Source organism: Alicyclobacillus sp. SO9, from assembly GCF_016406125.1.
Classification (GTDB): Bacteria; Bacillota; Bacilli; order Alicyclobacillales; family Alicyclobacillaceae; genus SO9.
This window is the reverse complement of sequence record NZ_CP066339.1, coordinates 1,261,606-1,285,836: the sequence shown is the minus strand read 5'-3', so window position 1 is coordinate 1,285,836 and position 24,231 is coordinate 1,261,606. Positions and strand designations below refer to the sequence as shown.

The window sequence follows — 24,231 nt, the reverse complement described above, 5'->3', positions numbered from 1 at the left end:
CCCTCCCTATCTCCCCCTATCTTCCTCCTATGACCGACACCATGAGACCTATGCAAACCGCCGGCGTTTTGACGATGCGGGAATCCGCATCTCGTCACGGTATTTGGCTACGGTACGACGAGAGACCCGGATGCCGTGCTCAAGCAGTTGTTTTGACAGGGCTTCGTCCGACAGTGGATGGAGGGCGTCTTCCCTGCCTACCAGGGTCCGAATCAGGTGTTTGACAGAATGAGCGGAAACACTGTGATTCCCGGAACTGGTTTGTAACTCGGAGGTAAAAAAGTACTTTAACTCAAACACGCCGACAGGCGTTTCCATATACTTCCCTCGCACGGTTCGACTGACTGTGGACTCATGCAGATCAACGGTGTCTGCCACCTGTTTTAGTGTCAAAGGCTGAAGTCCCGACGGGCCTTGGGTAAAAAAGCGCTGCTGAACATCGACAATGGCTGTCGCAACGCGAGCCAATGTGATTTGGCGCTGCACAAGCGCTTTGCGCAGCCAATATACACCTTGTAATTTTTGCTGCAGAAAGCGTTTTGCTGCAGGGTCAGACTGCTGCGCCAAGAGGGCCTGGTAGGTTTTGTCGATGTGAACCTCAGGCTCTGCATCCGCATTGGTAAAGACCCGGAAAAAGTCCCCTTCCTTGCGAACAAAAACCTCGGGCACGATATATTGTGCATTATTGTCGCCAAGACTCATACCTGGTCTTGGATTCATAATCCGGATAGCGTCAACGGCTTCTTGAACCTCAGTCAGGGTTAGGTTAAGCTCCTTGCCAATATGATGAAGTCTGCTGGTGGCGACATCCGAGAGGTAATGTGAGATAACGAGAGTCGCATGGTATTGAAGTGGATTCGGCAAACGTTCGGCTTGGAGCAGCAGGCACTGTGTTAGGCTGCGGGTACCTATGCCAACGGGATCACATTGCTGGAGCACCCCAATAGCACCCTCCAGTGTCTCCTTGTCACACTTGCACAACGACTGCAGTTCCTCATCGCTGCCCCGCAAGTAACCGCTTTCATCCAAGCACCCAACGAGAGTCTGGGCAGCCCTCAAAATATGCCTCGGCTTATCCTGAATCGAGACCTGGTTAGACAAATAGGTCTGCATTGTTTCTTGGGAGCGTGCATATTGCTCAAAAGACAGAGTCCCTGAATTTCCACTATGATTTTGGCGAACCTTGTATCCGCTGCCGGGGTAGGATGTTTCCTGAAGTACAGACGCTGGACGGTACTGCAGCAAGGGATTCTCGTTAAACTGTTGCTGCAAATACGTGTCCAATTCCTCCATTGTAAACTGAAGCATTTGGATGGCCTGTTTCATCTGCATGGTCATGACCAGTCTTTGTGTTTGTTCCTGGTACAACCCAAGCTCCATATTCATAATGAGCCCCCCTCTCCAGACACACTCTATAGAGCCTTCTTTTTACCATAAAATAATGCATATAGACAGTTTCATTATAACTAATAATGCCCTGCTGTATAGCACATTTCTCATAAATTCCGATAGTCATAATCGTTCGTTGTGTTATATTCAATATGTATTGGCACGATTCCTGCTAGAAGCTCTTACCAATGTATGCTGTAACCGTAGTTTAGATGCAAAAAAATTTATGGTGAGCAAATGGGCGCTGCTCGAATAGATATACAGTAATCGTTGAAAATGGGCGAGGAGGGAGAGCCATGAACATCGGCGTGATTGGCACCGGCAATATGGGAGGAATGCTGGCCAAAGCGTTTGCGGCACACAGGGACCTGACTGTGCGGATCTTTAACCGTACAACCGCAAAGGCAAAGAAACTGCAACAAGACGCCACCACTATTAAAATCTCCTCAAGTGTTCAGGAACTGACAAGTCACAGCGACATCGTATTCGTATGCACTAAGTATGCTGACGGATTGAAGCTGTTTCAACGTATTGGGCCACAAATGGATCCTCATCAAATGCTCGTTACAACCATCAGTTCCCTCCCATCTGACACAATGGAGAGCTTCACGAAAGCAAAGGTCGCAAAAGTGATTCCCAGTATCACACAAACGGCGCATAGTGGAGTTATACTTGTCAATTACGGAGGTCGTTTTGACGACGAGAGCCAAGAAGAGTTTGAAGAGTTGTTGAGAAAGATTGCGACACCCTATGTGGTTTATCCGGAACAAATCCGTATCGCTTCCGATCTCGCAAGCTGCGGCCCCGCGTTTTTATCCCTGTTGCTTGGCAAGTGGGCGAAAGCTGCGTCCGGCACAGGACGAGTCAGCCACGGTGAAGCAGAATACCTGCTCACAAAAATGGTCATTGGGCTGGCGGAACTTCTACAGCAGGGAATGACACTTTCCGAAGTTGTCGAAAAGGTGTCTGTCCCAGGAGGGGTAACCGAAACCGGAGTTAAGTCCCTTCATCGAAATACACAAGATTTGTTTGTACATTTGCACGAAGCAACACAAGGACACCGCCCAAGTTCTGGTGCGGTCAAAATAGGGAGCGCGTGACCCCCCCGCTGACCTTCCTTGATTGCTACACACATCGTTGATTGCATCACGCACCGTTGATTGCATCACACACCGATCTATAAAACACTTCCAGGATTCGGCGAAGACTAAGAACCTTTGTCGAATCCTGACTATTCCTTCTCCCAAGGGTTGTTCTTCTTCTTCAAAAAAAGGATAATACAATTGTGTACTATAACAAATGAACCAATACATTGACAAAGTAACAGATACATTGACAAAGAATAGGTGGGTTCAAAAGTGGTAAAAAGAGGGTCATCGCAATCCCGCCGTAAATCTGCGGCGGAACCTTGGAGACGTTCTGAAGTCGTCTTTCAACCATCCCTCCTGTCACACAAACCCGAACACGTAATTCAATCAGAACTTGAGTCCCGGCGTACAGCAAATGCTATTTTCGTAAAGGCTGCGGAAAAACACTTCAAACGTCTGTTTGCGACGATGGACAGTTTTCAATGCGCTATTCTTGTCAGCGATCCTTATGGAATTGTGCTCGCAGACTTCGGGGATGAGAGTGTCATTTCGTCTCTTCACCGAGCTGGCATTGGACCGGGGATTGTCGCAGGGGACTGCACTGACGAAAAAAATGTAATTGCATGTACTTTGGCGGAACAATCAGATACAACGATTTATAGCTCATCCGATTCTTCGTCACAGTGGCAATCCTGGAATTGGGCTGGAGTTCAAGTAGAGTTCAGAGAGAGTGGTCTACTTGTCGGCGTATTGGCTGTTGCGACCCCTCAGGCAGACACGTTACCTGCAGCGAAAATGCTGTTGCAGTCGTCAAGTGTTGCATTGTCCAACTGGATGGAGCTTGAAGAGACAAAAAGAAACATTACGCGGATTCACCACAGTCTCATCAGTCAGCTGGATTATCACGTGATTTTCACCGACGAAAGCTCGTCCGTCTTGGATGAACGCCATCCGATTCCAATTAGCGAGACTGCTCGAACGCAGATGCAATCGCTAACACTGAACGGGGCTCCGTTGCATGAAGAGGTGCAAATTGATCGGCGGACCTATCTTGTGGATATTCGCCAACTAACAGACCATAAAGGAGAAAGTAAAGGAACGCTGGGTCTCTTTCACGATTTAAGCCAGCACAAACGATGGGAATCACAACTGAAAGATATGGAAAAGATGTCTACACTTACTTCGCTGGCGGCTGGAATTGCTCATGAAATTCGGAATCCTTTGACAGCAGCCAAAGGTTTTTTACAGTTGTTTACAGAGCGGATTAGTGACGTCGAAGAGCGAAGATTTCTGGACTTGACGGTGACGGAGTTGGATAGAATCAATGCACTGGTAAAGGACTTTATGTCACTGGCCAGACCGGTACAAACAGAGTACAACCGCATCGATCTCTCCCAAGCAGTCAGCGAAGCAGTCCACTTTACACAACCGGAAGCGGCATTACACGGTGTCAACTTCGAAGTGGACATGAGTGACGAACCGTTGTGGACTTGGGGAGATGCGAATCATCTGAAGCAGGTGTTGCTAAACGTCGTCCAAAATGCACTGCATGCATGTACCAGTAATCGAGGAACGGTGACACTCGCAGTCAAACAGATGGACGCGGCTTGTGTCATCGAGATCCACGACACAGGTATTGGTATACCGAAACAGGAGATGGATAAAATATTCCAGCCGTTTTTTACTACCAAGGAGAGCGGAACGGGACTGGGACTCGCTATTTCTCGGCGTATTATCGAAGATCACGGAGGCAAAATCGCAATTGAAAGCCAACCCAATCAGGGTACAACAGTTAGAATCACGCTGGAACTTCTGAAAAATCCCAGGCAAATTTCCGAGTCAGCGGGTTAATTTTCTGTGTTCACGAGATGACACGTATCCAGATCTGACGCGAATTTGTGGTGAGGGATTTTTCGTCATCCAATTTGGTATGTTCCAAGTCCCTTTGACGCCGCTCTTTCAATTGATTGTTCACAGCATTCTCTGCCTCTGCCCTGAACCCGCAGGCTTCAAGATACCGCCGGGCTCGGTAGTTGTTGTCTGAAATCTCACAGTGGAGCTTACAGCTCTCTTCCAGCAACAAGAGGAATTCCGTCAATTTCTCCAGACTTGCCCGGGCAATTCCACGTCTCCGCCAGGCTGTGTGTACAAAAACAACTCGAATTTCCACCACCGCATCAGCTTTCACGTCCGACTTCGCAACTGCATCGTCAGTTTTCACGTCAGCTTTTTTCGAGGCTGTATCCGCATGAGTCTTCGCATTCGCACTCGAATCCGCATCGTTCTCGATATCATTTGCTGTATCCGCTGTATTCTTCTGCACTATCCTGCCTACAATGGTTCCAATCTTCTCGTTGTCAAGCTCAATCCAAAAACTGTAGACTCCTTCTGCAGTAAGAAGCTTTTCTGCTCTCCAGTCCTTTGCATGGCCCTCCTCATCGGTTTCTGGCATCACGCCGTCAAGGGCTAAAATCTCGCCTGCGAACACGTCCAACATTTCTTGCCACTGCAATTTTTGGTGAGTGCGCACACGTTCCAAGGAAAGAGACGGAGAAGCATTTCTCCCCTGACCTGAATTGTCACCAATCCACGGCTCACGGTCCGGTTGCAAAGAGACCTCGGGGGTCTGTGTCAAACTAAAAGATTCATACGAAGACCCCTCATTGGAATACCGCGACTCCCCAGGAAGAACAACCCGCTGCCTGGTGTCTGACGGCGGCCGAGGTGCTGGCCGAGGGGGTTCTTCGTCATCACCGGCAAACTTCTTGGATACTTTCTTCCCTGCCGTGTCAAAGAACCAGAAAACGCAAAACACACCGCCGTAACTCATTGCAACCTTATCCCAAAGCGGTATAGGTGTAAGAGATTGATGAAACAAGAACGCGGCCGCAAATGCAACTGCGGCCACAAGAAATGAAACTGTCAAAACAACTTTTCTCCCGATTTTATCCATAATAAAGAGTTATACCTCTCTCAACCGTTTTGAAGCGATACCAGCCGCCAAAAAACGAAGAAGACTTAGAACAACGTCTTACAGTCTAGTCTGCCTTTTAGTTGGAATCAAGCAACTGGCTCAATTCGTCAACAAGTTGTGAGAATTGATGCAACGCTGCCCGAACTGGCTCTGGCGATTCCATGTCGACTCCAGCCTTTTTCAACAAGTTGATGGGTTGGTCCGAACCACCGCTTCGCAAGAAAGACAAGTAGTCATCTACGGCTGGCTGCCCTTCGCGCAGGATTTTCTGTGACAATGCTGTTGCCGCCGATACTCCTGTTGCGTACTTGTAGACGTAGAACGCTCGGTAGAAGTGGGGAATCCGGGCCCAGCCAATTTCCATGTCCTTATCCACCACAGAATCCGCTGACCCATAATACTTCTGATTCAAGTCGTAATACAATTGGTTCAAAACTTCCGGTGTTAATGGAACCCCTTGTTCAACCTTTTCATGAGTCGCTTTTTCAAATTCAGCGAACATGGTTTGATGAAATAACGTTCCTCGCAAAGATTCGAGCTGATGGTTTATTAGATATGCTCTTCGGCGCTTGTCATCCGTCGTCTGCAGCAGATGGTCCAAAAGCAGCGCCTCGTTGCAGGTGGAAGCAACTTCCGCCACAAAAATTGTGTAGTTGGAGTAAACATAAGGCTGTGACGCATTAGAGAAGTAGGTATGCATAGCGTGACCGAGTTCATGAGCAAGCGTAAACATGTTGTCGAGAGAATCCTGATAATTTAACAGAATATATGGGTGTACGCCGTATGAACCCCACGAATAAGCGCCGTTTGTCTTACCTCTTGTTTCGTACACGTCTACCCATCCGCCCGCTAAACCGTCCCGTGCAATTCGCTGATAATCCTCACCTAACACGGACAGTGACGAGATAACGGTCTGTACTGCGTCATCATATGGAATTTTCTCATTTAACTCGCCTACAATCGGCGTATACAAATCATAGGGATGAACTGTATCCAAATTCAAAATCCGACGGCGCAAACCGATGTATTTGTGCAGCGCCGGCAGTGCCTCATCGACCGCTGCAATCAGATTGTCGTATACGGACAGCGGTACATTGTCTCCATCAAGCATCATTTGCCGAGCTGATTCATAGTTGCGGACCTGAGCATAGAAAACGTCCTTTTTAACACTGGCTGCGTAAATGGACGCCAACGTATTTTTACTTTTGACATAGGTGCTGTACATTTTGTCAAAAGCTTCGCGGCGAACTTCACGATTTGGGTCTTCCAGCAATTGCATAAATCTACCGTGAGTCAGTTCAATCTCGTTGCCGTCACCGTCTTTGACCATCGGAAAGGTCATGTCCGCATTGTTGAACATTGTGAAGATCTGGCTTGGCGCCTCGGTCACCTCACCTGCTGCTGCAAGCAACTGTTCGGCCTCTGCGGAAAGTACATGCGGCTTCTCCCGCAAAATCTCGTCAATCATGAATCGATACAGTTGTAGTTGCTCGTTCTCTGAAAGGAATTTTTCGAGTCTCGCTTCTTCCATAGCTAAAATTTCTGGAACGAGAAAGGCTTTGCCAGACTCAAGCTGTACGAGTATGGACATCGCTTTGTCTGTCAGTGCTTGGTATGTAGTATTTCGGTTATCTTCGTCGCGTTTCATTTTTGCAAAGGCAAATAATCGGCCAATTTTTTCTCCGATTTGATCTTCGAGTTGTAGTGCTTGCAACAAAACGGCTGATGACTCAGAGAGTTTCCCCTGCAGTGCAGCAAGCTTTGCTGCCAGTTCCTGCACAGTCTTGGCATCTACGTCCCATTGCGCCTGGGTCTCATAAATGTCTTCCAGCCGCCAGCGATATGCAGCGCTGACTTCCTCGCGTGCCGGCAGTTTTCCTGCGGTACCTTCTGTATCTGTTGCACTGTCCAACCTGTGATTTACGAAATGATTGTTTCCCATCAACATTAGACAACCTCCGTTTCCTGAATTACATCTTATTCCTATACTGTACACTGAAACACCAGCTTACGCAGCAACCTGGCAAAGGTCACAATGGAATTGACATCACTCCATCTGACTGCTGTCAAAGGCGTACGGAAGCAGGTCTCCTACAGTTGTAAACTTTGTGTCACCGTTAACATTGCTCAAATAGACAGGCATGCTCGGAGGACAAAATTCAGCAAGAACCTGCCTGCAAGCGCCGCAGGGGGCCACTGGTACATTGCTTTGTGCTGTGACCGCCAGCGCTACTGGAGGATTATCACGAGATAGTCCATTCATGATTGCAGTGAACACAGCGGTACGCTCAGCACAATTTGTCAGTGAGTAAGAAGCATTTTCGATGTTGCATCCCGTGAACACTTGACCATTTGCCAATTGCACAGCGGCGCCAACAGGAAAATGGGAATAGGGAACATATGCCTTTTTAAGAGCTGATTCTGCTTCGTGGAGCAAGTGCAAAGACGGGTCTGATGCACTGAGGGATCCCTTTGATTCATGTGACTCTTCTGACTCTCCTGACTCATCCTTGTTGATTTCCCGAACCTGACGCTTGCTCTCCACTGTTTCCTCGCTCGCGACGATTCTCTTGCTCTCCCTTTTATTCATCGCGGCATCGACTTTGTCCGAAGCGCGTCGACTCCCTTCGGGTGTCTTCGAATTCACCCAACGGATGGTGTCAATCACCAAAGGAGTGGGGAACTGAGCCATCGGGCCAATGACAATACATGCACGAACCCCATCCAGTGCTCTTTGTGCAGCTTCCTCGGAATCTGCATGAATTTCGGCAAGGACTTCCCCTTTCACCACTGGGTGTCCCGTCTTGCGGTGCAACACAATGCCAACACTGACATCAATCCGGTCTTCTTTGTTGGCTCTTCCCGCACCCAAATGCATGGCTTCTAATCCCAGTTGATCGGCAATAATTTCTTGCACACTGCCGTCCACGTCCGCTTTTAGATACTTCACGACTTTGGCTTGCGGAAGCAGCGTCAGATCGTCTGCCACTCTTGAGTCACCGTGTTGCGCCACAACAAACTCTTTAAACTTTTTCAGCGCCATTCCAGAAGACAATGCGTCCTCGAGCAATCTCCTTCCTTCTTTTATATCCGCCGCCTTGCCTGCCAATACGGCCATCTCACTTCCTAACACGAGACACAGTTCTCGTAACTCGGGAGACCCTTGCCCTCGCAAAGTCAAAATGGCTTCTCGTACTTCCAGGGCATTTCCGACAGCCCGCCCCAAAGGTTCATCCATTCTTGTCAGCACCGCAGTCACCGGGCGCTTTGCCAGTCGTCCGATGTTGACCATCGTCTCGGCTAGTTTGCGAGCCTCAGCCTCCGTCTTCATAAATGCCCCTGTGCCCACTTTTACGTCAAGAACAATTGCTTTAGCACCACTAGCCAATTTTTTACTCATAATTGAACTTGCTATGAGTGGAATGGATTGAACCGTATCAGTGACATCTCTCAATGCGTAGAGTTTTTTGTCGGCGGGAGCCAAATCGCCCGTCTGACCTGTTACGGCAATGCCAACTTCACGGACTTGACGCAGAAACTCTTCAGTGGAAAGTTGCGTCGAAAAACCTGGAATGGATTCGAGTTTGTCGATGGTTCCGCCTGTGTGGCCGAGGCCGCGCCCTGACATCTTTGCTACTGGAATGCCAATGGACGCAGCCAGAGGGGCCAGCACTAACGTCGTGGTGTCTGCGACGCCGCCGGTACTGTGCTTATCCACCGGAATACCCGGAATGGATGTCAGATCCAGCGTATCGCCGGAATGTGCCATGGCTAGTGTCAAGGCCGTAGTCTCCATATCAGACATTCCGTTAAGACAAACAGCCATCGCAAACGCACTCATTTGATAGTCAGGAACTTGTCCCTCGACGTAGGCTCGAATCAGGTTCTGCAGTTCGGCATCCGTCAAGGCATTTCCTGTTCGTTTCTTATGAATCAGGTTCTGTGCATCCACTTGCTCAGTCATTTGGACAATCCCCCAAAGTCATGACCTTTTCACTTTACTTCACTGAAATCCAAGCTAAAACCGCAGCCTTTGCTGTCAGGCTCGCGATAACTGCTTTTACCCACATAGCATCCGTGTGTCCTTGTATTGTACTTCATTTCCATCGTGACTTCACAAGTCACTTCACGCAAACACTCCACCAACGGAAAACAGCATTGTTCCAGCCGGAACGAGAGGAGCAATCGACCGCCCCAGGTAGAGCACTCTTAGAGCACTCCTAGAGCACTCCCTTCACAAATCCGCCACAAATGGGCACCTGACGCAGTTGAGATGTGACGAGACTGTGACGGTGGGTGATCCCGTGAAGCTGGTCAGCACAAATAGCGATCCCTGGGACGCTTATATGGGCTTGAGGCTCTATGCCCATACAAATAAGCTCCTCCCAAGTGCTTAACCACCCCAATGGCTGTCGAATTCTGAGACAAACTTGGAAATAAGCTTGTCTCAGCGGTTTATTTGGATGGTCGGATACTGATTTTAGACGATAAGCACCTCTCGGATCTCTATTTTCCTCGACTCTGGTGTTATACTTCGAAGTCGTCGCCACCCACGGTCCTAGTCCTCCCTCTCCGCGATCGCGTCTTCACCTCCTGCTCAGCCATCTGCCCGGCGGTCCTCTCTACGCGGTCGCTTTGTCTCTGCTCCTTCCGTTTCCAGCCCCATCCCAGTCTCGGCAGCACCGCGCTGGGGTCCGCGAGTTCGAACGATATTGGCGAAAAAGACGGGCGGGAAAATGCTCCTCATACACTTAGAACCCGTTAAATTGATGCGGGCGTGAATTTTGGCGAGTTGGTTCGTGATGCCGTTGCTTAGTGATCCTTTCGCTCCCTATCACGGCACCGGTGAAGCATTAGTGATCGATTCTCTCACTATTGCCAGCGGTCCCTCTACAATAGGGATCCCGTTGATCCCTATAATCCACGTCCCCCCTGACTCTACTCAGATTAGTGTCCTTTCATGACACTAATGGCTTGGGCAACCTGACATTAATGATCTTTGGGATCACAATCCCATTGGGCCAGCACCATTAAGGATCATCGCGATCACTAACTGCCTCGCTCACCCAGTCCTGGCCGGCAGCGAACCGTTCCAAGCTCCCGTTATAGGCAAGTTTGCTCTCGCTCCTGCCGGTTAGTGATCCTTTCGCTCCCTATCACGGCACCGGTGAAGCATTAGTGATCGATTCTCTCACTATTGCCAGCGGTCCCTCTACAATAGGGATCCCGTTGATTCCTATTACCTACGCTCCCGCCGCACGCTCGGGAGTTTAGTGTCCATTCATGACACTAATACCTTGGTCAGGTGGCCTTAGTGATCTTTCCGATCACTAAGGCATCGCGACATCCGCCAATAATGATCTTTCGAGTCACTAACAGCCTCACCGAGCCTGACCCCTCATCAGCACCAGCCCTGGCACCGGTCCCAGACCTAGCACCGGGGCAACAGGGGCAACGAGGGCAACGGGATCCACACCATAAATGGTATGAACGGTATGAATAGAATCATTAGGAGTCACTGGATTTGATGAAAAAAGCAACTGCATCAGGAGAATCGTATATTGTTCGTTGCAGGCAGGGAACGAGGGCGGCTTGCCATGGAGGCATACCATCGGCTTGGCAATCCGCGCGAGCGGTGTGTTTCAAATGCTCAAGGCTCAGTGGCAGCAGGCAGCAGGTACATTGCCATGCTGAGAGTTGCTGCTCGCACTACAAAATTAGGGCTGTGTTGTCCGTGAGAACAACGCAGCCCTAACAATTCACAACAGGATTGCTGTTAAATCAAAACCGGGTCGTCCTTTAATTCAACGAGTTTTACCATGGAACCATCTGCCACTTCTTTGTGCAGACTGTTGCCGTTGGCATCCATTGTGACAATTGCAGGGAATCCTTCTACTTCAAGGTGCCACATGGCTTCTGGAACTCCAAATTCTTCAAGAAAATCGACACTCTTGACCTGTTTCACTGAGCGTGCATAGTACTGTGCTGCGCCGCCAATTGCGTTCAGGTAGACTGCGCCGCTTTTCTGCAGGCCGGCCAAGGTTTTCGGTCCCATACCGCCTTTTCCAATAACAGCCCGCAATCCAAACTTCTCAATAATGTCCGCTTGATAAGGCTCTTCACGGGAACTTGTAGTGGGTCCTGCTGCCTTCACTTGCCAGTTCCCGTCATCATCCTGCAGCATGACGGGCCCACAGTGATACACAATACCGCCTCTTAGGTCTACCGGCGCGTCGTTTTGCATCAGGTATTTATGCAACTCATCTCTGCCGGTATGAATTTCACCCTTAATGAGTACCACATCGCCGACCTTTAAGCTGCGAATCTGTTCTTCGGATACAGGAGCTTGCAAAACAATGGCACTGTCTTCATCGAAACTGCCTTCTGGACGCTCCATACCTTCCGGCTTGTCACGATACTGCCACTTCGTAATCGTTCCGTCTTGTGCATTCATGATGACACCCAAGCGACGGAAGGCCCAGCAATTATAAGCCACAGATACGTAGAAACTGGCAGGAATTCGGTTCATGACGCCAATTTTGCAGCCAAGCAGGGAGACCTTGCCGCCAAATCCCATGGTGCCAATCTCTAATTGATTGCCTTTCTCCATGACGTACTCTTCCAACTTGGCCAGGGTCTCATTGGGGTTGGTGTCTTCCAGCGGGCGAAACAACTGCTCCTTGGCGAGTTCATAGCCTGCAGTTCTGTCCCCGCCGATGCCTACGCCGATGAAGCCAGCACTGCAGCCGTATCCTTGAGCCTGATACACTGCGTGAAGAATACACTTGCGAATTCCCTCTAAATCACGGCCGGCTCGTCCTAAGCCTTCTAATTCCGTCGGCAGCGCATACTGGATGTTTTTGTTTTCGCATCCGCCGCCTTTCAGGATCAATTTCACTTCTACATCGTCACGATTCCATTGGTGATAATGAATGACAGGTGTCCCAGGGCCGATGTTGTCCCCGGTGTTCTTGCCTGTCAACGGATCGACGGAGTTCGGACGCAATTTCCCCAGCTTTGTAGCTTCCTGTATTGCAACCTCAATGTCTTTTGAAAAGTCCATTTGATTGAAACCGACTGGAGTATGGACAATGAACGTAGGCATTCCAGTATCCTGACAAATTGGCTGAGTGTCTTCCTCAGCGGACACAATGTTGTCGACAATCGTGTTCAGGGCAAGAGAGGCCCGCGTTCCTGTCTCTTCCTCAATTTGAGCTTTTTTCAAAGCGCGCCTTACATCTGGCGGAAGATTGGTGGATGTCTCTACAATTAAGTCCAACAAACTCTGTTGTCTGGCTGTCAGCATTATCTGTTCCCCTCTCCTGTCTGGTTAACCCGCATGCGAATGCAGTGGACCAACTCAAATACAGCATTGAAACACGCACCAAAACTCAATACTCAGCGATTGACTCCCGAAGCCAAAAAAGCCAAAAAAGCTAAAATCCCTCACTCCGATTGCAACTGCTCCATATGCTCCCGCAACTGTCGCCGGTAATTTTCACTGAGCAGTGCAGCTCCGTCAAGAATGATATCACGGTAGAGATTACTCGGTGCCAATTCAGTCTCCGACTTCGTAACAATGGTATACGTCACAGCAGATTTTGTTTGATGATTGAGGGAGACGTCCACTGTGATGCGTTCATAAGTATTTTCGGGAACACCTTCCCGTTCATCAAGTCTACTAAGATACACAACAGGAAACTGATAAAGGACACCTTCAACTTGCCGTCCAGGTGCGCTCACAATATCTGCGACACCGCCGGCACGTCCCGCTGCATAGTGGGTAAACGCTACTTTGTAATCCTGCAATACTGCCGGGCCGAGGATCTCAAACTGCGGTACCGTCCGCTGAAAGTCCTGTGGGCTCATGCATGATCCAAATGCGAAATATAGAACGAGATCGTCAGCCACTTGGTTCAGATTCCCCCTTTCTCAAGCGCAAACTGACAAGCGCTGTACCGCCAAGAATTGCAGCAGCGCTCATCAGAGTCAGACCCGTTGGAGCCTGGCCAAGCCAAAGCCATTGGGCCAGCGCTGTAAAGATCACTTGTGGATAAAAGGTTAGGGCTGAGCCAATTCCAGCAGGTGCGCGCCGCAACCCATACCCATACAAGGCGTACGCCAAAGTACTTACAAACAGGACAATGTATAAAAGTTGCATCCAGCCGGATGCTGTCAAAGCGCCTAAAGCGTTTGCAGTGGGTACGAACTGACCCGTAACAAGAGTGTACACCCACAGCATTACAGCACCGGTTGTCGATGTCATCACCAGCACATCCAATAACGGTAACTCTTTAAACATGACGCGGGACAACAGCGTATAGGCGGAAAAAGCCAACACTGCCAAACCAGCGTAAACAACACCAAGGATGTGATGGGTTCCTGTCCATTCTCCTGCGACTAGCACAAGAATACCGAGAAAAGACAAGGTAATTCCGCTCCACTCCCGACCCGTCAGCCGTTCACGCAGAAACATCCATCCAAACACAGCGGCGAGAAGCGGAGCTGTATTGATGATAAGTAAAGTCTCAACAGGCGGTAAGTCATGTAACGACTGATAGTAAAACAAGGGATACAGCATGGCCCAGCACAGGGTGCCCAAGCCAAGAAAAATCACCATTCGCGCTGATAACTGGAACCATCTCCGAAAACGTCCGTAAAAAGGCAAATAGCAAAGGGCTCCAAGCGTAAAGCGCCACACCGTCAATGCGGTTGGATTTAATTCCTGCTCAGCCACTTTCCCTACCACAGGGTGAATTCCCCATAATGCGCTGACCAGCAACAGTGCCACAAACGGCATGGTCCACCACCTTCATAGCTGCATACGAAATGAGGCCCAGAAACACCCCTTTTTGGGCAGACTGACATGTGCTCCCGTCTCTATACTAACACTCAAAAGTACCGTCGTGTTGCCAAGACAAAGAACATTCTAGGGATAAATCGTTACGACTGACACTTCGTCTTCTTACACTTCGTCTTCTTACACTTCGTCATTTACACTGGCACTGACCGCAGCAAGTGAAACGGGTTCATCATCGCAATCACAGTCAAACCGAGTAACGTCTTCCCACGTCTCGCGGCGAACCACCTTCCGTGCTTTACCGTCTCGAACAAAAACCACCGCGGGGTGAGGAATGCGATTGTAGTGACTTGCCATCGAATAATTGTAGGCACCCGTTGAAAGTACACACAAAATATCATTAGGCTGAGGATGAGGCAGCGGAATATCCCAAATTAACATATCTCCACTTTCACACGACTTACCCGCAACAGACCAGATGCCGTCATCCGTATCATTGGCTCGATTGGCCAGCAACGCTTCGTATCTGGCCCCGTACAGCGCCAAACGCGGGTTGTCAACCATGCCCCCGTCAACGGAAACATAGTTGCGGATGCCGGAAATCTGTTTTCGTGATCCGACTGTATAGAGCGTGGCACCCGCCGGTCCAACAATGGCGCGTCCGGGTTCCACCCAGATTTCCGGGCACGGGCGGCCTTTCTCCGCAAAATGTTGGATGACAGCTTGAACTGTGTCACGGATCATGTCTACGATTGGAATGGGATGGTCCTCATCCGTATATCGAATACCAAATCCGCCGCCAAGATTCATAACAGGAAAGTCCAGACCCAGCCGCTGTGCTTCATCAAACAACTTGCCAAGTCTGGACACCGCCTCCATGAAACCTCGGCTGTCAAAAATCTGTGATCCGATGTGTGCGTGCAACCCAATGCATTGAAGGTGTGGTAATTCGGTCAAGCGAACTATTGCGTCATGCGCCTGACCGGACTCCAAGTCAAAGCCAAATTTGCTGTCCTGTTGCCCTGTCGCAATGTATTCATGGGTATGTGCTTCCACGCCGGGCGAAATTCGCAACAAGATTCGTACTGCCTTTGCTTTAGCCTTGGCAATGTTGTTTAGCAGAATCAATTCATCAAAATTGTCTACGACAACCGTACCAATGCTCTGCTCCACAGCATACTCCAGTTCGTCTCTTGTCTTGTTATTGCCGTGAAAATGGATGTGCTCCGGCTTCATACCAGCCGCCAAAGCTGTGTATAACTCTCCGCCTGAAACGACGTCAAGTGCACAGCCTTCTTCCTGTACCAGTTGTATAATGGCTTTTGTACAAAACGCTTTGGAAGCGTAAGCCACGCTGTAATCCACATCAAACTGCTGAAAAGCCTTGTGAAAGGCCTGGATATTTGCTCGTAATAAGTCTTCATCATAAACAAACAAAGGTGTACCATATGTTTGGGCAAGTTGTGTGGTACTGCAGCCGCCAATATAAAGTTGTCCGTCCTCAGAGATCTGCATGGTTCCTGGAAACACTCTCGTTTCTGGAAACTCCAAACTACTCACCGCCCTGATAGAATGCATTCAATTTTAAGGATAATTATACAGATGTCAACCTGAAAGTCAGCCGGCAAAAAGCGTTACAACACGAAAATCCCGCCCTCTGTGGGCGGGTGAAACAGAGATTTGCAACTGATTTGCGTTTGCACGAACTCCATGAACGTGTACGCGTTGTGATAGTAGTCGACGGATGTAGTCATCTTGTTGCTTGCTTATTAGTAGCCGCCTACGGCACCAGCACCTGCTCCCGCGCCATATCCATAGCCAGGTACGAGCAGGAAGAACAGAACGAAGATGATGAGAAACACAACCGCCCAGCGTGTGTATCCTCCGAATACTCCGTACATCTTTACATCCTCCTCTCTTGAGCGATAGTCCATCGTATGTAGCTGGGAGGAGCCACTAGACGGTATGTGTCTAGTTTAAAGGGCATATTTTTTTGCATTGTTATAGTTCAATGCTTCACTTGGCACCGCTGTGCGTGGAAGAACTACTTCAAAGCGTGTCCCGTTTCCAACAGAGCTTGAAACCGCGATGGTTCCGTGATGGTTTTCGACAATGCGATAACTCACTGTCAGCCCCAGGCCGGTTCCGCGCTTCTTGGTAGTATAGAACGGCTGACCCAGGCTTTGAATTTTTTCTTGTGGAATACCGCTTCCCGTATCTTCAATTACAAATCTAATCTCGTCGTCCGACGCCGACAATCCAACGTATACCGTTCCGCCCTTCGGCATTGCTTCAATCGCGTTTTTAATCAGGTTTATCAGAACTTGCTTCACTTGATTGCGGACACACTCCAAATCCTCGTCGCCCGGTAAGTAAGTGGGTTCAATGGAAATGCTAAACAGATTTGCCTGTGTTCGCATGAATGCGACAACTTCGTCAAGAATGGAAGCGGCGTTTTCCCGTTGTACCGAAGCCGCCTGCGGCTTGGCCAAAAACAGCAACTCGTTTGTAATATCGGAAATGCGTTCGACTTCCGAAAGGAGGATGTCCAAGTGCTGGGGTCCGCGGGAATCGCGCATCATCTGCAAGAAGCCCTTAATCGCTGTCAGGGGATTCCTGATTTCGTGTGCAATTCCAGCCGCCAGTTCGCCTACGACAGCCAGTTTCTCCGACCTCAGGAGGCTTGCTTCAACGTGCTTTTTCTCTGTTAAGTCACGGTATATAAGAATGGCACCTGTAATTCGACCCGTTTCCTCGTCATACATCGCCGATCCCGTTACACTCACATAAAACCCCCTCCCATCCCGCCGTCTGACAAGCTGTTCCTGAGAAATCCACGTGTTACCCCGCAACACTTCATCCAGCATGTCGCCTTGTACAGCAGTGGCCAGCTGCTTCCCTTTGACTTCTTCCATCCTCCAGTCAAAGAGCCTTATCCAGGCTGGGTTCACAGATGTTATTCGACCCCTCGCGTCTGTAATAGTGATGGCATCTGCTGCATAACGAAACAGCGAGTTTAACACGCGCGTAGTGTGCTGAAGTTCCCGAACAATCCGCTTTTGTGCAGATACGTCCCGCGATGTACCCGCTGCAGCGATAATATCTCCAGCTTCGTTCTTAATGGGCGAAACAGTCAGATTGGTATCAATGACCCGTCCGCTTTTCGTGTACCTCCTTGCCTCTATACCCGCTACCACTTGTCCTTTAAACACCTGACCAATGAGTTGTCGTTCCTCCTCACACTTGTCTCCAAACATCTCCCCAGGCATACTTTTCCCAAGGATTTCTTCGGCTGTCCACCCAAACATTGTTGTAAAGGCCTGGTTGACACGGATGATTTCCGTATTTTTCTTGAAAATAATGACGGCATCACTTGTGTTGTCTATCAGCGAATCCAGGTATTTACGCATCTCCTCAAGCTGATTTGCTGCGGAAACAACTTCACTGACGTCCCGGAGTACGATGTAGATACTTCTGACCTCTCCTGCGTCGAATTTCGGCACATAAACCACTTCAAGAGGATGTTCCAGTCCGTCTTTGTCGGTCAAGTCTGCTTGAAACTGAACTGTCTCCCCGCTCTTTGCCAATTCAAATTTATTTAAGATTCTGTCTTTATTTTTTGCGGTTAAGAAAGGATGCGAGGGCAGTTCCTTTAAGGTTTGAATATCGTGACCGACAAAATTGAGAAAAGCCTTGTTTGCATGAATGAAGCGCCCGCTGACAGTCATCAAACAAACGCCGTCAGGGTTCGCATCAAAGAGCTGATAATAATCATCCTGCACCTGAGCGGAGACCCTTCGCTCATGCAAAAGCTGTCTGTGGTCATAGAATACGTAGACCATTAGGATGGGGAGTCCCACTATCAGTACAATTACCGTTTTAACTAAATGAATTGCAAAGCTGCCAAAAGTGAGTCCAAGTTGATGGAGCAGAGCGGCCACAACAAATTCGTTCACCGCTTCGACTAAAAGAATAATCCACAACGCCCGAAGGAACACGCCTGTCGACTTGTAGCAAAGAAGCCTCGTCTTCACCCGTTCATCCCGCCTCTCCAACATGACTGAGAGCCACTATTGTGAGAACCGCGTGCCTTATTCGCCCTGTGTCGTTTCTCTCTCTTTCAAACCGATGCCTCAAACCGTTGCACGCTTCTATCCACTATCTAAACTACTAGTTCGAGAATTAAAGGCTCTTTCCCTTCATTTTACTATTAACTAAAGTGGATCTCTTAATAAATAGTCTGAATTGTCTACAGCATCGCCAACTGTACTATAGTCATTCCATATCGGCGTTATGGATGGTACGTCAACGCCGTTACACACTCCACATGTGAAGTCTGCGGAAACATATCCACAGGTTGGACAGAGCCAATACGGTAGCCACCCTCATGAAAAATCCGAAGGTCCCGAGCCAATGTAGACGGGTTGCAGGAGACATACACAATCTTTTCAGGCTTCTCGTTCAGTAAAGTGTCCACTACCCGTCTGTCCAGTCCCTTTCTCGGGGGATCGACCACCACAATATCAAAGTTGTGTCCCTGATTCACTAAACGCGGCAGTTCTTTTTCCACCTTACCGCAGACGAAGCGAACGTTGTGAATGTGGTTTAGCTTCGCATTCAGACGCGCGTCATCAACAGCTGCTTCAATGCTCTCTATCCCCGTGACCTCTGCACCAGCCTTGGCCAACCATAGTGCGATGGTTCCTGTTCCGCAATACGCGTCAAGAACCCGCGTTCCCGCCTCTATTTTCACGGCTTGCTCTACCTGTTGATATAGCACCTGTGTTTGGACTGGGTTCACTTGAAAAAACGATCGCGGCGAAATCCGATACTCAACACCCTTCAACCGCTCCGTCAAAACAGACTTACCCGCCAACAGTTCAACTTTTGGCCCCCATACTGAACCGCCGCCCAGATTCGGTTGCACAGTAACCGCGACAGAAGCAACATACGGGAGTAACCGCAGGTTCTCGGCATGATGTTGCAGTGAAATCGGTTTTCCAACAGACAACACTACCATCACTTCGTTCATTGAAAACGAGTACCGCAGAATAAGGTGATGGATGTGTCTGGCAGCGTCGCCCATGTTCTCAGCCGCGTACGCCGCAACTCGTCTTGCAGTCTGTTCCATCTCCGCAGGCTCCAGCAGACACACATCCGCAGGGACCAGGGTGTGACTCTCTGGGGCGTAAAAACCCATTTTGTAGTTGCCCTTTCCGTCAAACTGAATCGGAACCTGAACGTGATTGCGATAGCGCCACGGCGTCTCCATTCCGAGCACAGGCCTCACCTGAATCACATCGCTGGCATTTTCAAACACACCGGCGTCCATCCCCGCTTCCGTGATGTTACAATCACGGTGACAATCACGGTCAGGTGTATAGAGACCAGCACCTCCTGAGTCAGCGTTGCTGGATTCAGCATCTGAACCAACATCTGAACCAACATCTGAATTAGCCCCTGAATTAGCCTCTAACGTAACTCCTCCGTCGCTGCGTGCGGTTTCAAATTTTCCTACGCCGCGAAGTGCACCCTGCACTGTTTGCTGCTTATGAAGGAGTTGGTCCTGATACGACACGTGCTGAAGTTGACATCCGCCGCAGGTGTCAAAGACAGGACAAGGTGCGACAACTCGACGATTCGATACAGACATCCGCTGCAACAAATGTCCTCGTGCAAATGACTTCCCGGTAGAACTGATTTCGATGCGCCCCTGTTCCTCAGGGAGCAATCCGGGAACAAAAACGGTGAAGCCGTGGATGGAAACCACGCCCTCACCGTCATCGTTCAACCGAATAGCTTCGACTTCATGGATGTCTCCAACGGACACAACCTGTTGTTTTGCCATACGTTCCCCTCTATTCGGCTTACTTACTTTCGCTTTCATCAGTCATTTCAACTTCTATTTTTCAAGCAACTTAGTAAACTTGTGGAGCCAGTGCTGCGTTCTCTTTTAATATCGACATCACCAGTCCATTTCAACTCTCCTGATTACTGGTTATCGAGCCGCTCCAAAATCAGTTCATTGACCATCTGCGGGTTGGCCTTGCCTTTGGTGGCCTTCATGATTTGTCCAACCAACGCTCCAATGGCTTTCTTCTTCCCGTTATTGTAGTCCTCAACAGACTTGGGATTATTCGCGATGACTTCATCCACAATTGGAATCAAGGCGCCTTCGTCACTGATTTGCTCATACCCTTTGTCCTTGATGATTTTTGCCGCATCGTCTCCAGTTTCGCACATGAATTTAAAAACCTCACGTGCCTGCTTGGATGAGATTTTTCCGGAATCAACGGTCTGAATCAACTCTGACAACTGCTTCGCGGAAACAGGTGACGCTTCAATGGCTACATCATTGGAGTTCAAATACCCCAACAAGTCGCTCATGACCCAGTTGCTGGCGGCTTTGGCGTCTGTCCCTTCTCCCACAACCCGCTCAAAGTACTGCGCGATTTCCTGCTCAGATGTCAGAACACCTGCATCATAAGCAGGCAAGTTCAGCTCTTCCACATAGCGGCGGCGTTTTTCTGCCGGCAGTTCGGGGAGCGAATCTTTGACAGCGCTCATCCAGTTGTCGTCGATGTGGACACGAACGAGATCGGGCTCGGGAAAATACCGGTAGTCATGAGCTCCTTCCTTACTCCGCATGAGTACCGTCTGCTGCTTGCTTTCATCGAAACGACGGGTTTCCGCAAATACCTCGCCGCCTTCCGTCAGCACTTCTGTCTGCCGCTCAACTTCGTATTCGAGGCCGCGCTGGACATTGCGGAACGAGTTCATGTTCTTGAGTTCCGTCTTCTCACCGAACTCCTCCTGTCCAACCGGGCGCAGAGAGACATTGGCGTCACAGCGCAAGGAACCTTCTTCCATCTTACAGTCGGAAATATCACAGTAACGCATGATGGATTTGAGCGTCTCCAGATACAGGCGCGCTTCCTCTGGTGAGCGAATATCCGGTTCAGACACAATCTCAATCAGAGGTACACCCGTCCGGTTGTAGTCCACCAATGTGTGTGTGCCGTCTTCTGCATGCATCGACTTACCCGCATCCTCCTCAAGATGAACACGAGTGATACCGATGCGCTTTGTTTCACCATTCACGTCGATCTCGATAAACCCATGCTCCCCAACAGGCTCATCATACTGCGATATCTGATAGCCCTTCGGCAGGTCTGGGTAGAAGTAGTTCTTTCGGTCAAACTTGCAGTCCTGGTTGATCTTGCAGTTCAATGCAGTCGCTGCCCGAATCGCCAGTTCCACAGCCTGCTCGTTGAGTACAGGCAGCGTACCAGGGTGACCCATGCAAATGGGGCAAACATTTGTATTGGGCGGGTCTCCGAAAGACGTCTTGCAGCCGCAGAAAATCTTTGTTTGTGTGTTTAATTCGACGTGGACTTCCAAGCCGATAACGGTTTCGTACGCCATCCTTTATCCCTCCAACCTTGGCAGCGGCATGGAAAAGCCGCGAACTTGTTCGTACGTATGGCCGACTCGAAGCAGTGTTTCTTCATCAAATGCTTGTCCCAATAGCTGTAATCCAATGGGCAGACCGTCCTTGGAAACGCCGCAGGGAACACTCAGTCCCGGAATACCCGCAAGGTTGGCCGGTATGGTGTAGATGTCGTTTAGGTACATTTGCAACGGATCGTCAACTTTTTCACCAAACTTGAACGCTGTGGTCGGTGTCGTAGGCGTGATAATCACATCACAGCTCTCAAACGCATGGTCAAAGTCCTGACGAATGAGCGTTCTCATCTGCTGAGCACGTTTGTAGTACGCATCGTAGTAGCCGGAAGACAACGCGTATGTGCCAAGCATGATACGTCGCTTGACCTCAGGACCAAACCCCTCACTGCGGGTCTGCTCGTACATCTCCAGCAGTGTTTCCCCCGCGGCTCTATAGCCGTAACGGACACCGTCGTAACGGGCTAGGTTAGAAGAGGCCTCTGCCGGAGCAATCAAGTAATAGGTGGAGACTGCATACTCAGCATGCGGTAAGTTGATTTCTACGATTTCAGCGCCTGCATCCTGCAGTTGTTGAATAGCGCGCTGTACCGCAGAATTCACTTCATCGTCCAGGCCGCTGCTGTCCATATCTGTGACAACCCCAATACGCAGACCTTTCACACCTTTGTTCAGGTTCTTCGTATAGTTGACTGGCTCTCTGTCTGCTGATGTGGAATCGTAGGCATCGGTTCCCGCAATCGCCTCCAGCACATACGCTGAATCCTCTACATTCTGAGTAAGGGGACCAATTTGGTCCAACGACGACGCGAAAGCAATTAACCCAAACCGTGACACCAATCCATAGGTGGGTTTCAGACCCACAACACCGCAAAATGCAGCAGGCTGACGAATGGAACCCCCTGTGTCAGAACCGAGAGCAAACGGTACCATGCCAGCAGCCACCGCAGCTGCGGAACCCCCAGACGATCCGCCTGGTACACGACTCAAGTCATACGGATTTCTCGTTGGGTTATAAGCGGAATTTTCCGTGGAAGAACCCATTGCAAATTCGTCCAAATTGGTCTTTCCGACAAGAACACCGTGTTGTTGTTTCAGTTTTTGTGCGACTGTTCCAGAATACGGCGGAATGTAGTGTTCAAGAATCTTGCTGCCAGCCGTGGTCCGGACATCCTTCGTAATCATGTTGTCCTTCAGCGCATAAGGCACTCCGTACATATAGGCATCCGGTGCTGTCTCATCCAAATGCCGAGCTTGTGCCTCTGCCCGCTCTCGGTCCACAGTCAAAAAGGCGTTTACTTTTTTGTCCTTGTGCTCAATGTTATCCAGTGATTCACGGACCCATTCCGAGGGTTTAGAATCGTGCCTATCCAGCGACTCCAGGATTTCCTTCACATTATGTATACTCATGTCTACCCCTCCAACACCGCTGGTACGCGTACATGTTCTCCATCTTCGTCCGCTGCGCAAGCCAGCATGATGTCTCTCTGCGCACTCGGTCTCGGCTCGTCCTTCCGCAACACATTGTATTGAGCAAATGGATGGCTTGTCGCCTCCACATCCGCCAAGTCTAGCTGTTGCAGCTGTTCTGCATAGTCCAGAATTTTGCTCAACTGAGGAGTGAAAACATGCGCTTCTTCGTCACTGAGCTCAAGGCGTGCCAGTTTGGCCACGTGTTTGACCGTTTCTTCGGTTATTTTCAACGGGATCCCTCCTCTAAGAATTTGTCGCATTTCTTCCGGGATTATAGCATAACCTGCGCCACCCTCGCATATCGACACCAACAATCGCAGGCACGGGGTGACGGTGACTGCCAACTGATTGCAGCGAAGCTCTCCCGGCGAGCGCAAATGAGGCCAGACAGTGAGTGCCAGACAGTGAATGTCAGACAGTGAATGTCATGCGGTTCCATATAATGGGATTATCGAGAAGATAAACGGAAGTTTTCCGTTTATCCACATCCTCCTCTTGTGTTGAAGCACAGCCGGCAGAAAATCCGATTATAAGGGAAACACGAGGGTGAAATGGAGTTTTTCATCAAAAGACCACGGTTGCTCCGTGTTCCTTGGACTACGGCTGCACCAAGTTGGCACAGTGAAAGGGAACGGAACACTTGAGCTATCCTGGTTCACAGGAATCGCGGCCTTCACATTCCGCTGAACTTCATGGTTCCATGCTTACGTGGCGGTGGGTGCCGTGGGGGCCGTGGGGGCGGTGGGTGCCGCCGAATTTAGTGATCCGATTGATCACTATTTGCACGCTCCTCGGACATTAGTGATCCCACTGATCACTATCCCAATTTGTCGGCGCGCTTAGTGATCCGATTGATCACTATTTCCAACTCCCCTGCCGCTACGCTGTGCCAATAGTGATCTTTTCCGACACTATGACCTTCCTCTGTCTCCGGGTAGTGATCTTTGCGATCACTATATCAGCGCATCTCGAGCAATAGTGATCATTCCGATCCCTATCAGCCTACCTTCAGCCTACCTTCAGCCTACCTTCAGCCTACCTTC

General features: G+C 49.6%; 17 protein-coding genes and 1 pseudogene. 3 read left to right on the top strand and 15 right to left on the bottom strand.

Translation table 11 applies throughout. From position 1 onward, the window contains the following. Positions 1–48: 48 nt before the first annotated feature. Positions 49–1,386, bottom strand: coding sequence for an RNA polymerase factor sigma-54 (rpoN, locus tag GI364_RS05700; protein ID WP_198852719.1), 1,338 nt, complete (start codon positions 1,384–1,386; stop codon positions 49–51). 299 nt (positions 1,387–1,685) lie between these two features. On the opposite strand from rpoN, the gene GI364_RS05695 reads away from it, so the two are divergent. Together GI364_RS05695 and GI364_RS05690 are read left to right on the top strand one after the other, a co-directional pair. Then, entirely contained in the window at positions 1,686–2,489 is an 804-nt protein-coding gene (locus GI364_RS05695) for a pyrroline-5-carboxylate reductase dimerization domain-containing protein (RefSeq protein WP_198852718.1), read from the top strand. Positions 2,490–2,747: 258 nt separating this feature from the next. Beyond that, on the top strand, positions 2,748–4,328 hold the full coding sequence (locus GI364_RS05690) for a two-component system sensor histidine kinase NtrB (RefSeq protein ID WP_198852717.1): 1,581 nt from the start codon (positions 2,748–2,750) through the stop codon (positions 4,326–4,328). A 10-nt stretch (positions 4,329–4,338) separates the two neighbouring features. Here GI364_RS05690 and GI364_RS05685 read toward each other — a convergent pair whose 3' ends face one another. The 4 genes and pseudogenes from GI364_RS05685 to GI364_RS24840 all read right to left on the bottom strand — a co-directional run. Further along, positions 4,339–5,403: a GNAT family N-acetyltransferase gene (locus tag GI364_RS05685; protein ID WP_198852716.1), complete on the bottom strand. Its 1,065-nt coding sequence runs from the start codon at positions 5,401–5,403 to the stop codon at positions 4,339–4,341. Positions 5,404–5,527: 124 nt separating this feature from the next. Then, positions 5,528–7,399 (bottom strand): oligoendopeptidase F, encoded by a 1,872-nt coding sequence (gene pepF, locus GI364_RS05680; protein WP_233096025.1) that lies wholly within the window; start codon positions 7,397–7,399, stop codon positions 5,528–5,530. Between the two features lie 99 nt (positions 7,400–7,498). Next, positions 7,499–8,041, bottom strand: coding sequence for a cytidine deaminase (gene cdd, locus GI364_RS25330; protein ID WP_370541850.1), 543 nt, complete (start codon positions 8,039–8,041; stop codon positions 7,499–7,501). A gap of 63 nt (positions 8,042–8,104) precedes the next feature. Then, a pseudogene (locus GI364_RS24840) lies at positions 8,105–9,415 on the bottom strand (pyrimidine-nucleoside phosphorylase); the annotation flags it as partial. 1,597 nt (positions 9,416–11,012) lie between these two features. Here GI364_RS24840 and GI364_RS05665 point away from each other — a divergent pair. Next, the gene (locus GI364_RS05665) at positions 11,013–11,189 is read left to right on the top strand and encodes a hypothetical protein (protein ID WP_198852715.1); all 177 of its coding nucleotides are present in this window, start codon (positions 11,013–11,015) and stop codon (positions 11,187–11,189) included. 38 nt (positions 11,190–11,227) lie between these two features. Here GI364_RS05665 and GI364_RS05660 read toward each other — a convergent pair whose 3' ends face one another. The 10 genes from GI364_RS05660 to gatC form a co-directional block, all read right to left on the bottom strand. Then, positions 11,228–12,757 (bottom strand): fumarate hydratase, encoded by a 1,530-nt coding sequence (locus GI364_RS05660; RefSeq protein WP_304503172.1) that lies wholly within the window; start codon positions 12,755–12,757, stop codon positions 11,228–11,230. A 140-nt stretch (positions 12,758–12,897) separates the two neighbouring features. Then, positions 12,898–13,362: a gamma-glutamylcyclotransferase family protein gene (locus tag GI364_RS05655; protein WP_198852714.1), complete on the bottom strand. Its 465-nt coding sequence runs from the start codon at positions 13,360–13,362 to the stop codon at positions 12,898–12,900. Beyond that, a complete protein-coding gene (locus tag GI364_RS05650; RefSeq protein ID WP_198852713.1) occupies positions 13,355–14,251 on the bottom strand; it encodes a DMT family transporter in 897 nt (298 codons plus the stop codon). The genes GI364_RS05655 and GI364_RS05650 overlap by 8 nt, the downstream gene beginning before the upstream one ends. Positions 14,252–14,431: 180 nt before the next feature. Beyond that, positions 14,432–15,766, bottom strand: a complete 1,335-nt coding sequence (lysA, locus tag GI364_RS05645) for a diaminopimelate decarboxylase (protein WP_233096146.1) — start codon at positions 15,764–15,766, stop codon at positions 14,432–14,434. Positions 15,767–16,020: 254 nt separating this feature from the next. Further along, positions 16,021–16,152: a hypothetical protein gene (locus GI364_RS25095; protein WP_255524601.1), complete on the bottom strand. Its 132-nt coding sequence runs from the start codon at positions 16,150–16,152 to the stop codon at positions 16,021–16,023. A 75-nt stretch (positions 16,153–16,227) separates the two neighbouring features. After that, entirely contained in the window at positions 16,228–18,285 is a 2,058-nt protein-coding gene (locus GI364_RS05640; protein ID WP_198852711.1) for a PAS domain-containing sensor histidine kinase, read from the bottom strand. A 257-nt stretch (positions 18,286–18,542) separates the two neighbouring features. Next, positions 18,543–20,099 (bottom strand): 23S rRNA (uracil(1939)-C(5))-methyltransferase RlmD, encoded by a 1,557-nt coding sequence (rlmD, locus tag GI364_RS05635; protein ID WP_198852710.1) that lies wholly within the window; start codon positions 20,097–20,099, stop codon positions 18,543–18,545. Between the two features lie 143 nt (positions 20,100–20,242). Then, entirely contained in the window at positions 20,243–21,676 is a 1,434-nt protein-coding gene (gene gatB, locus GI364_RS05630) for an Asp-tRNA(Asn)/Glu-tRNA(Gln) amidotransferase subunit GatB (protein ID WP_198852709.1), read from the bottom strand. A 3-nt stretch (positions 21,677–21,679) separates the two neighbouring features. Next, entirely contained in the window at positions 21,680–23,125 is a 1,446-nt protein-coding gene (gatA, locus tag GI364_RS05625) for an Asp-tRNA(Asn)/Glu-tRNA(Gln) amidotransferase subunit GatA (RefSeq protein WP_198852708.1), read from the bottom strand. 2 nt (positions 23,126–23,127) lie between these two features. Further along, positions 23,128–23,448 carry an Asp-tRNA(Asn)/Glu-tRNA(Gln) amidotransferase subunit GatC gene (gatC, locus tag GI364_RS05620; RefSeq protein WP_198852707.1) on the bottom strand — a complete coding sequence of 107 codons (321 nt, stop codon included), beginning with the start codon at positions 23,446–23,448 and terminating at the stop codon, positions 23,128–23,130. Between the last annotated feature and the right edge of the window lie 783 nt (positions 23,449–24,231).

Excerpts from the sequence above, each read along its gene's own strand:
- gatB (WP_198852709.1), bottom strand. The coding sequence starts at position 21,676 with ATGGCGTACGAAACCGTTATCGGCTTGGAAGTCCACGTCGAATTAAAC.
- cdd (WP_370541850.1), bottom strand. The coding sequence starts at position 8,041 with ATGAATAAAAGGGAGAGCAAGAGAATCGTCGCGAGCGAGGAAACAGTG.
- rpoN (WP_198852719.1), bottom strand. The coding sequence starts at position 1,386 with ATGAATATGGAGCTTGGGTTGTACCAGGAACAAACACAAAGACTGGTC.
- gatC (WP_198852707.1), bottom strand. The coding sequence starts at position 23,448 with ATGCGACAAATTCTTAGAGGAGGGATCCCGTTGAAAATAACCGAAGAA.
- GI364_RS05650 (WP_198852713.1), bottom strand. The coding sequence starts at position 14,251 with ATGCCGTTTGTGGCACTGTTGCTGGTCAGCGCATTATGGGGAATTCAC.
- gatA (WP_198852708.1), bottom strand. The coding sequence starts at position 23,125 with ATGAGTATACATAATGTGAAGGAAATCCTGGAGTCGCTGGATAGGCAC.
- GI364_RS05660 (WP_304503172.1), bottom strand. The coding sequence starts at position 12,757 with ATGCTGACAGCCAGACAACAGAGTTTGTTGGACTTAATTGTAGAGACA.
- GI364_RS25095 (WP_255524601.1), bottom strand. The coding sequence starts at position 16,152 with ATGTACGGAGTATTCGGAGGATACACACGCTGGGCGGTTGTGTTTCTC.
- pepF (WP_233096025.1), bottom strand. The coding sequence starts at position 7,399 with ATGTTGATGGGAAACAATCATTTCGTAAATCACAGGTTGGACAGTGCA.
- rlmD (WP_198852710.1), bottom strand. The coding sequence starts at position 20,099 with ATGGCAAAACAACAGGTTGTGTCCGTTGGAGACATCCATGAAGTCGAA.
- GI364_RS05695 (WP_198852718.1), top strand. The coding sequence starts at position 1,686 with ATGAACATCGGCGTGATTGGCACCGGCAATATGGGAGGAATGCTGGCC.
- lysA (WP_233096146.1), bottom strand. The coding sequence starts at position 15,766 with ATGCAGATCTCTGAGGACGGACAACTTTATATTGGCGGCTGCAGTACC.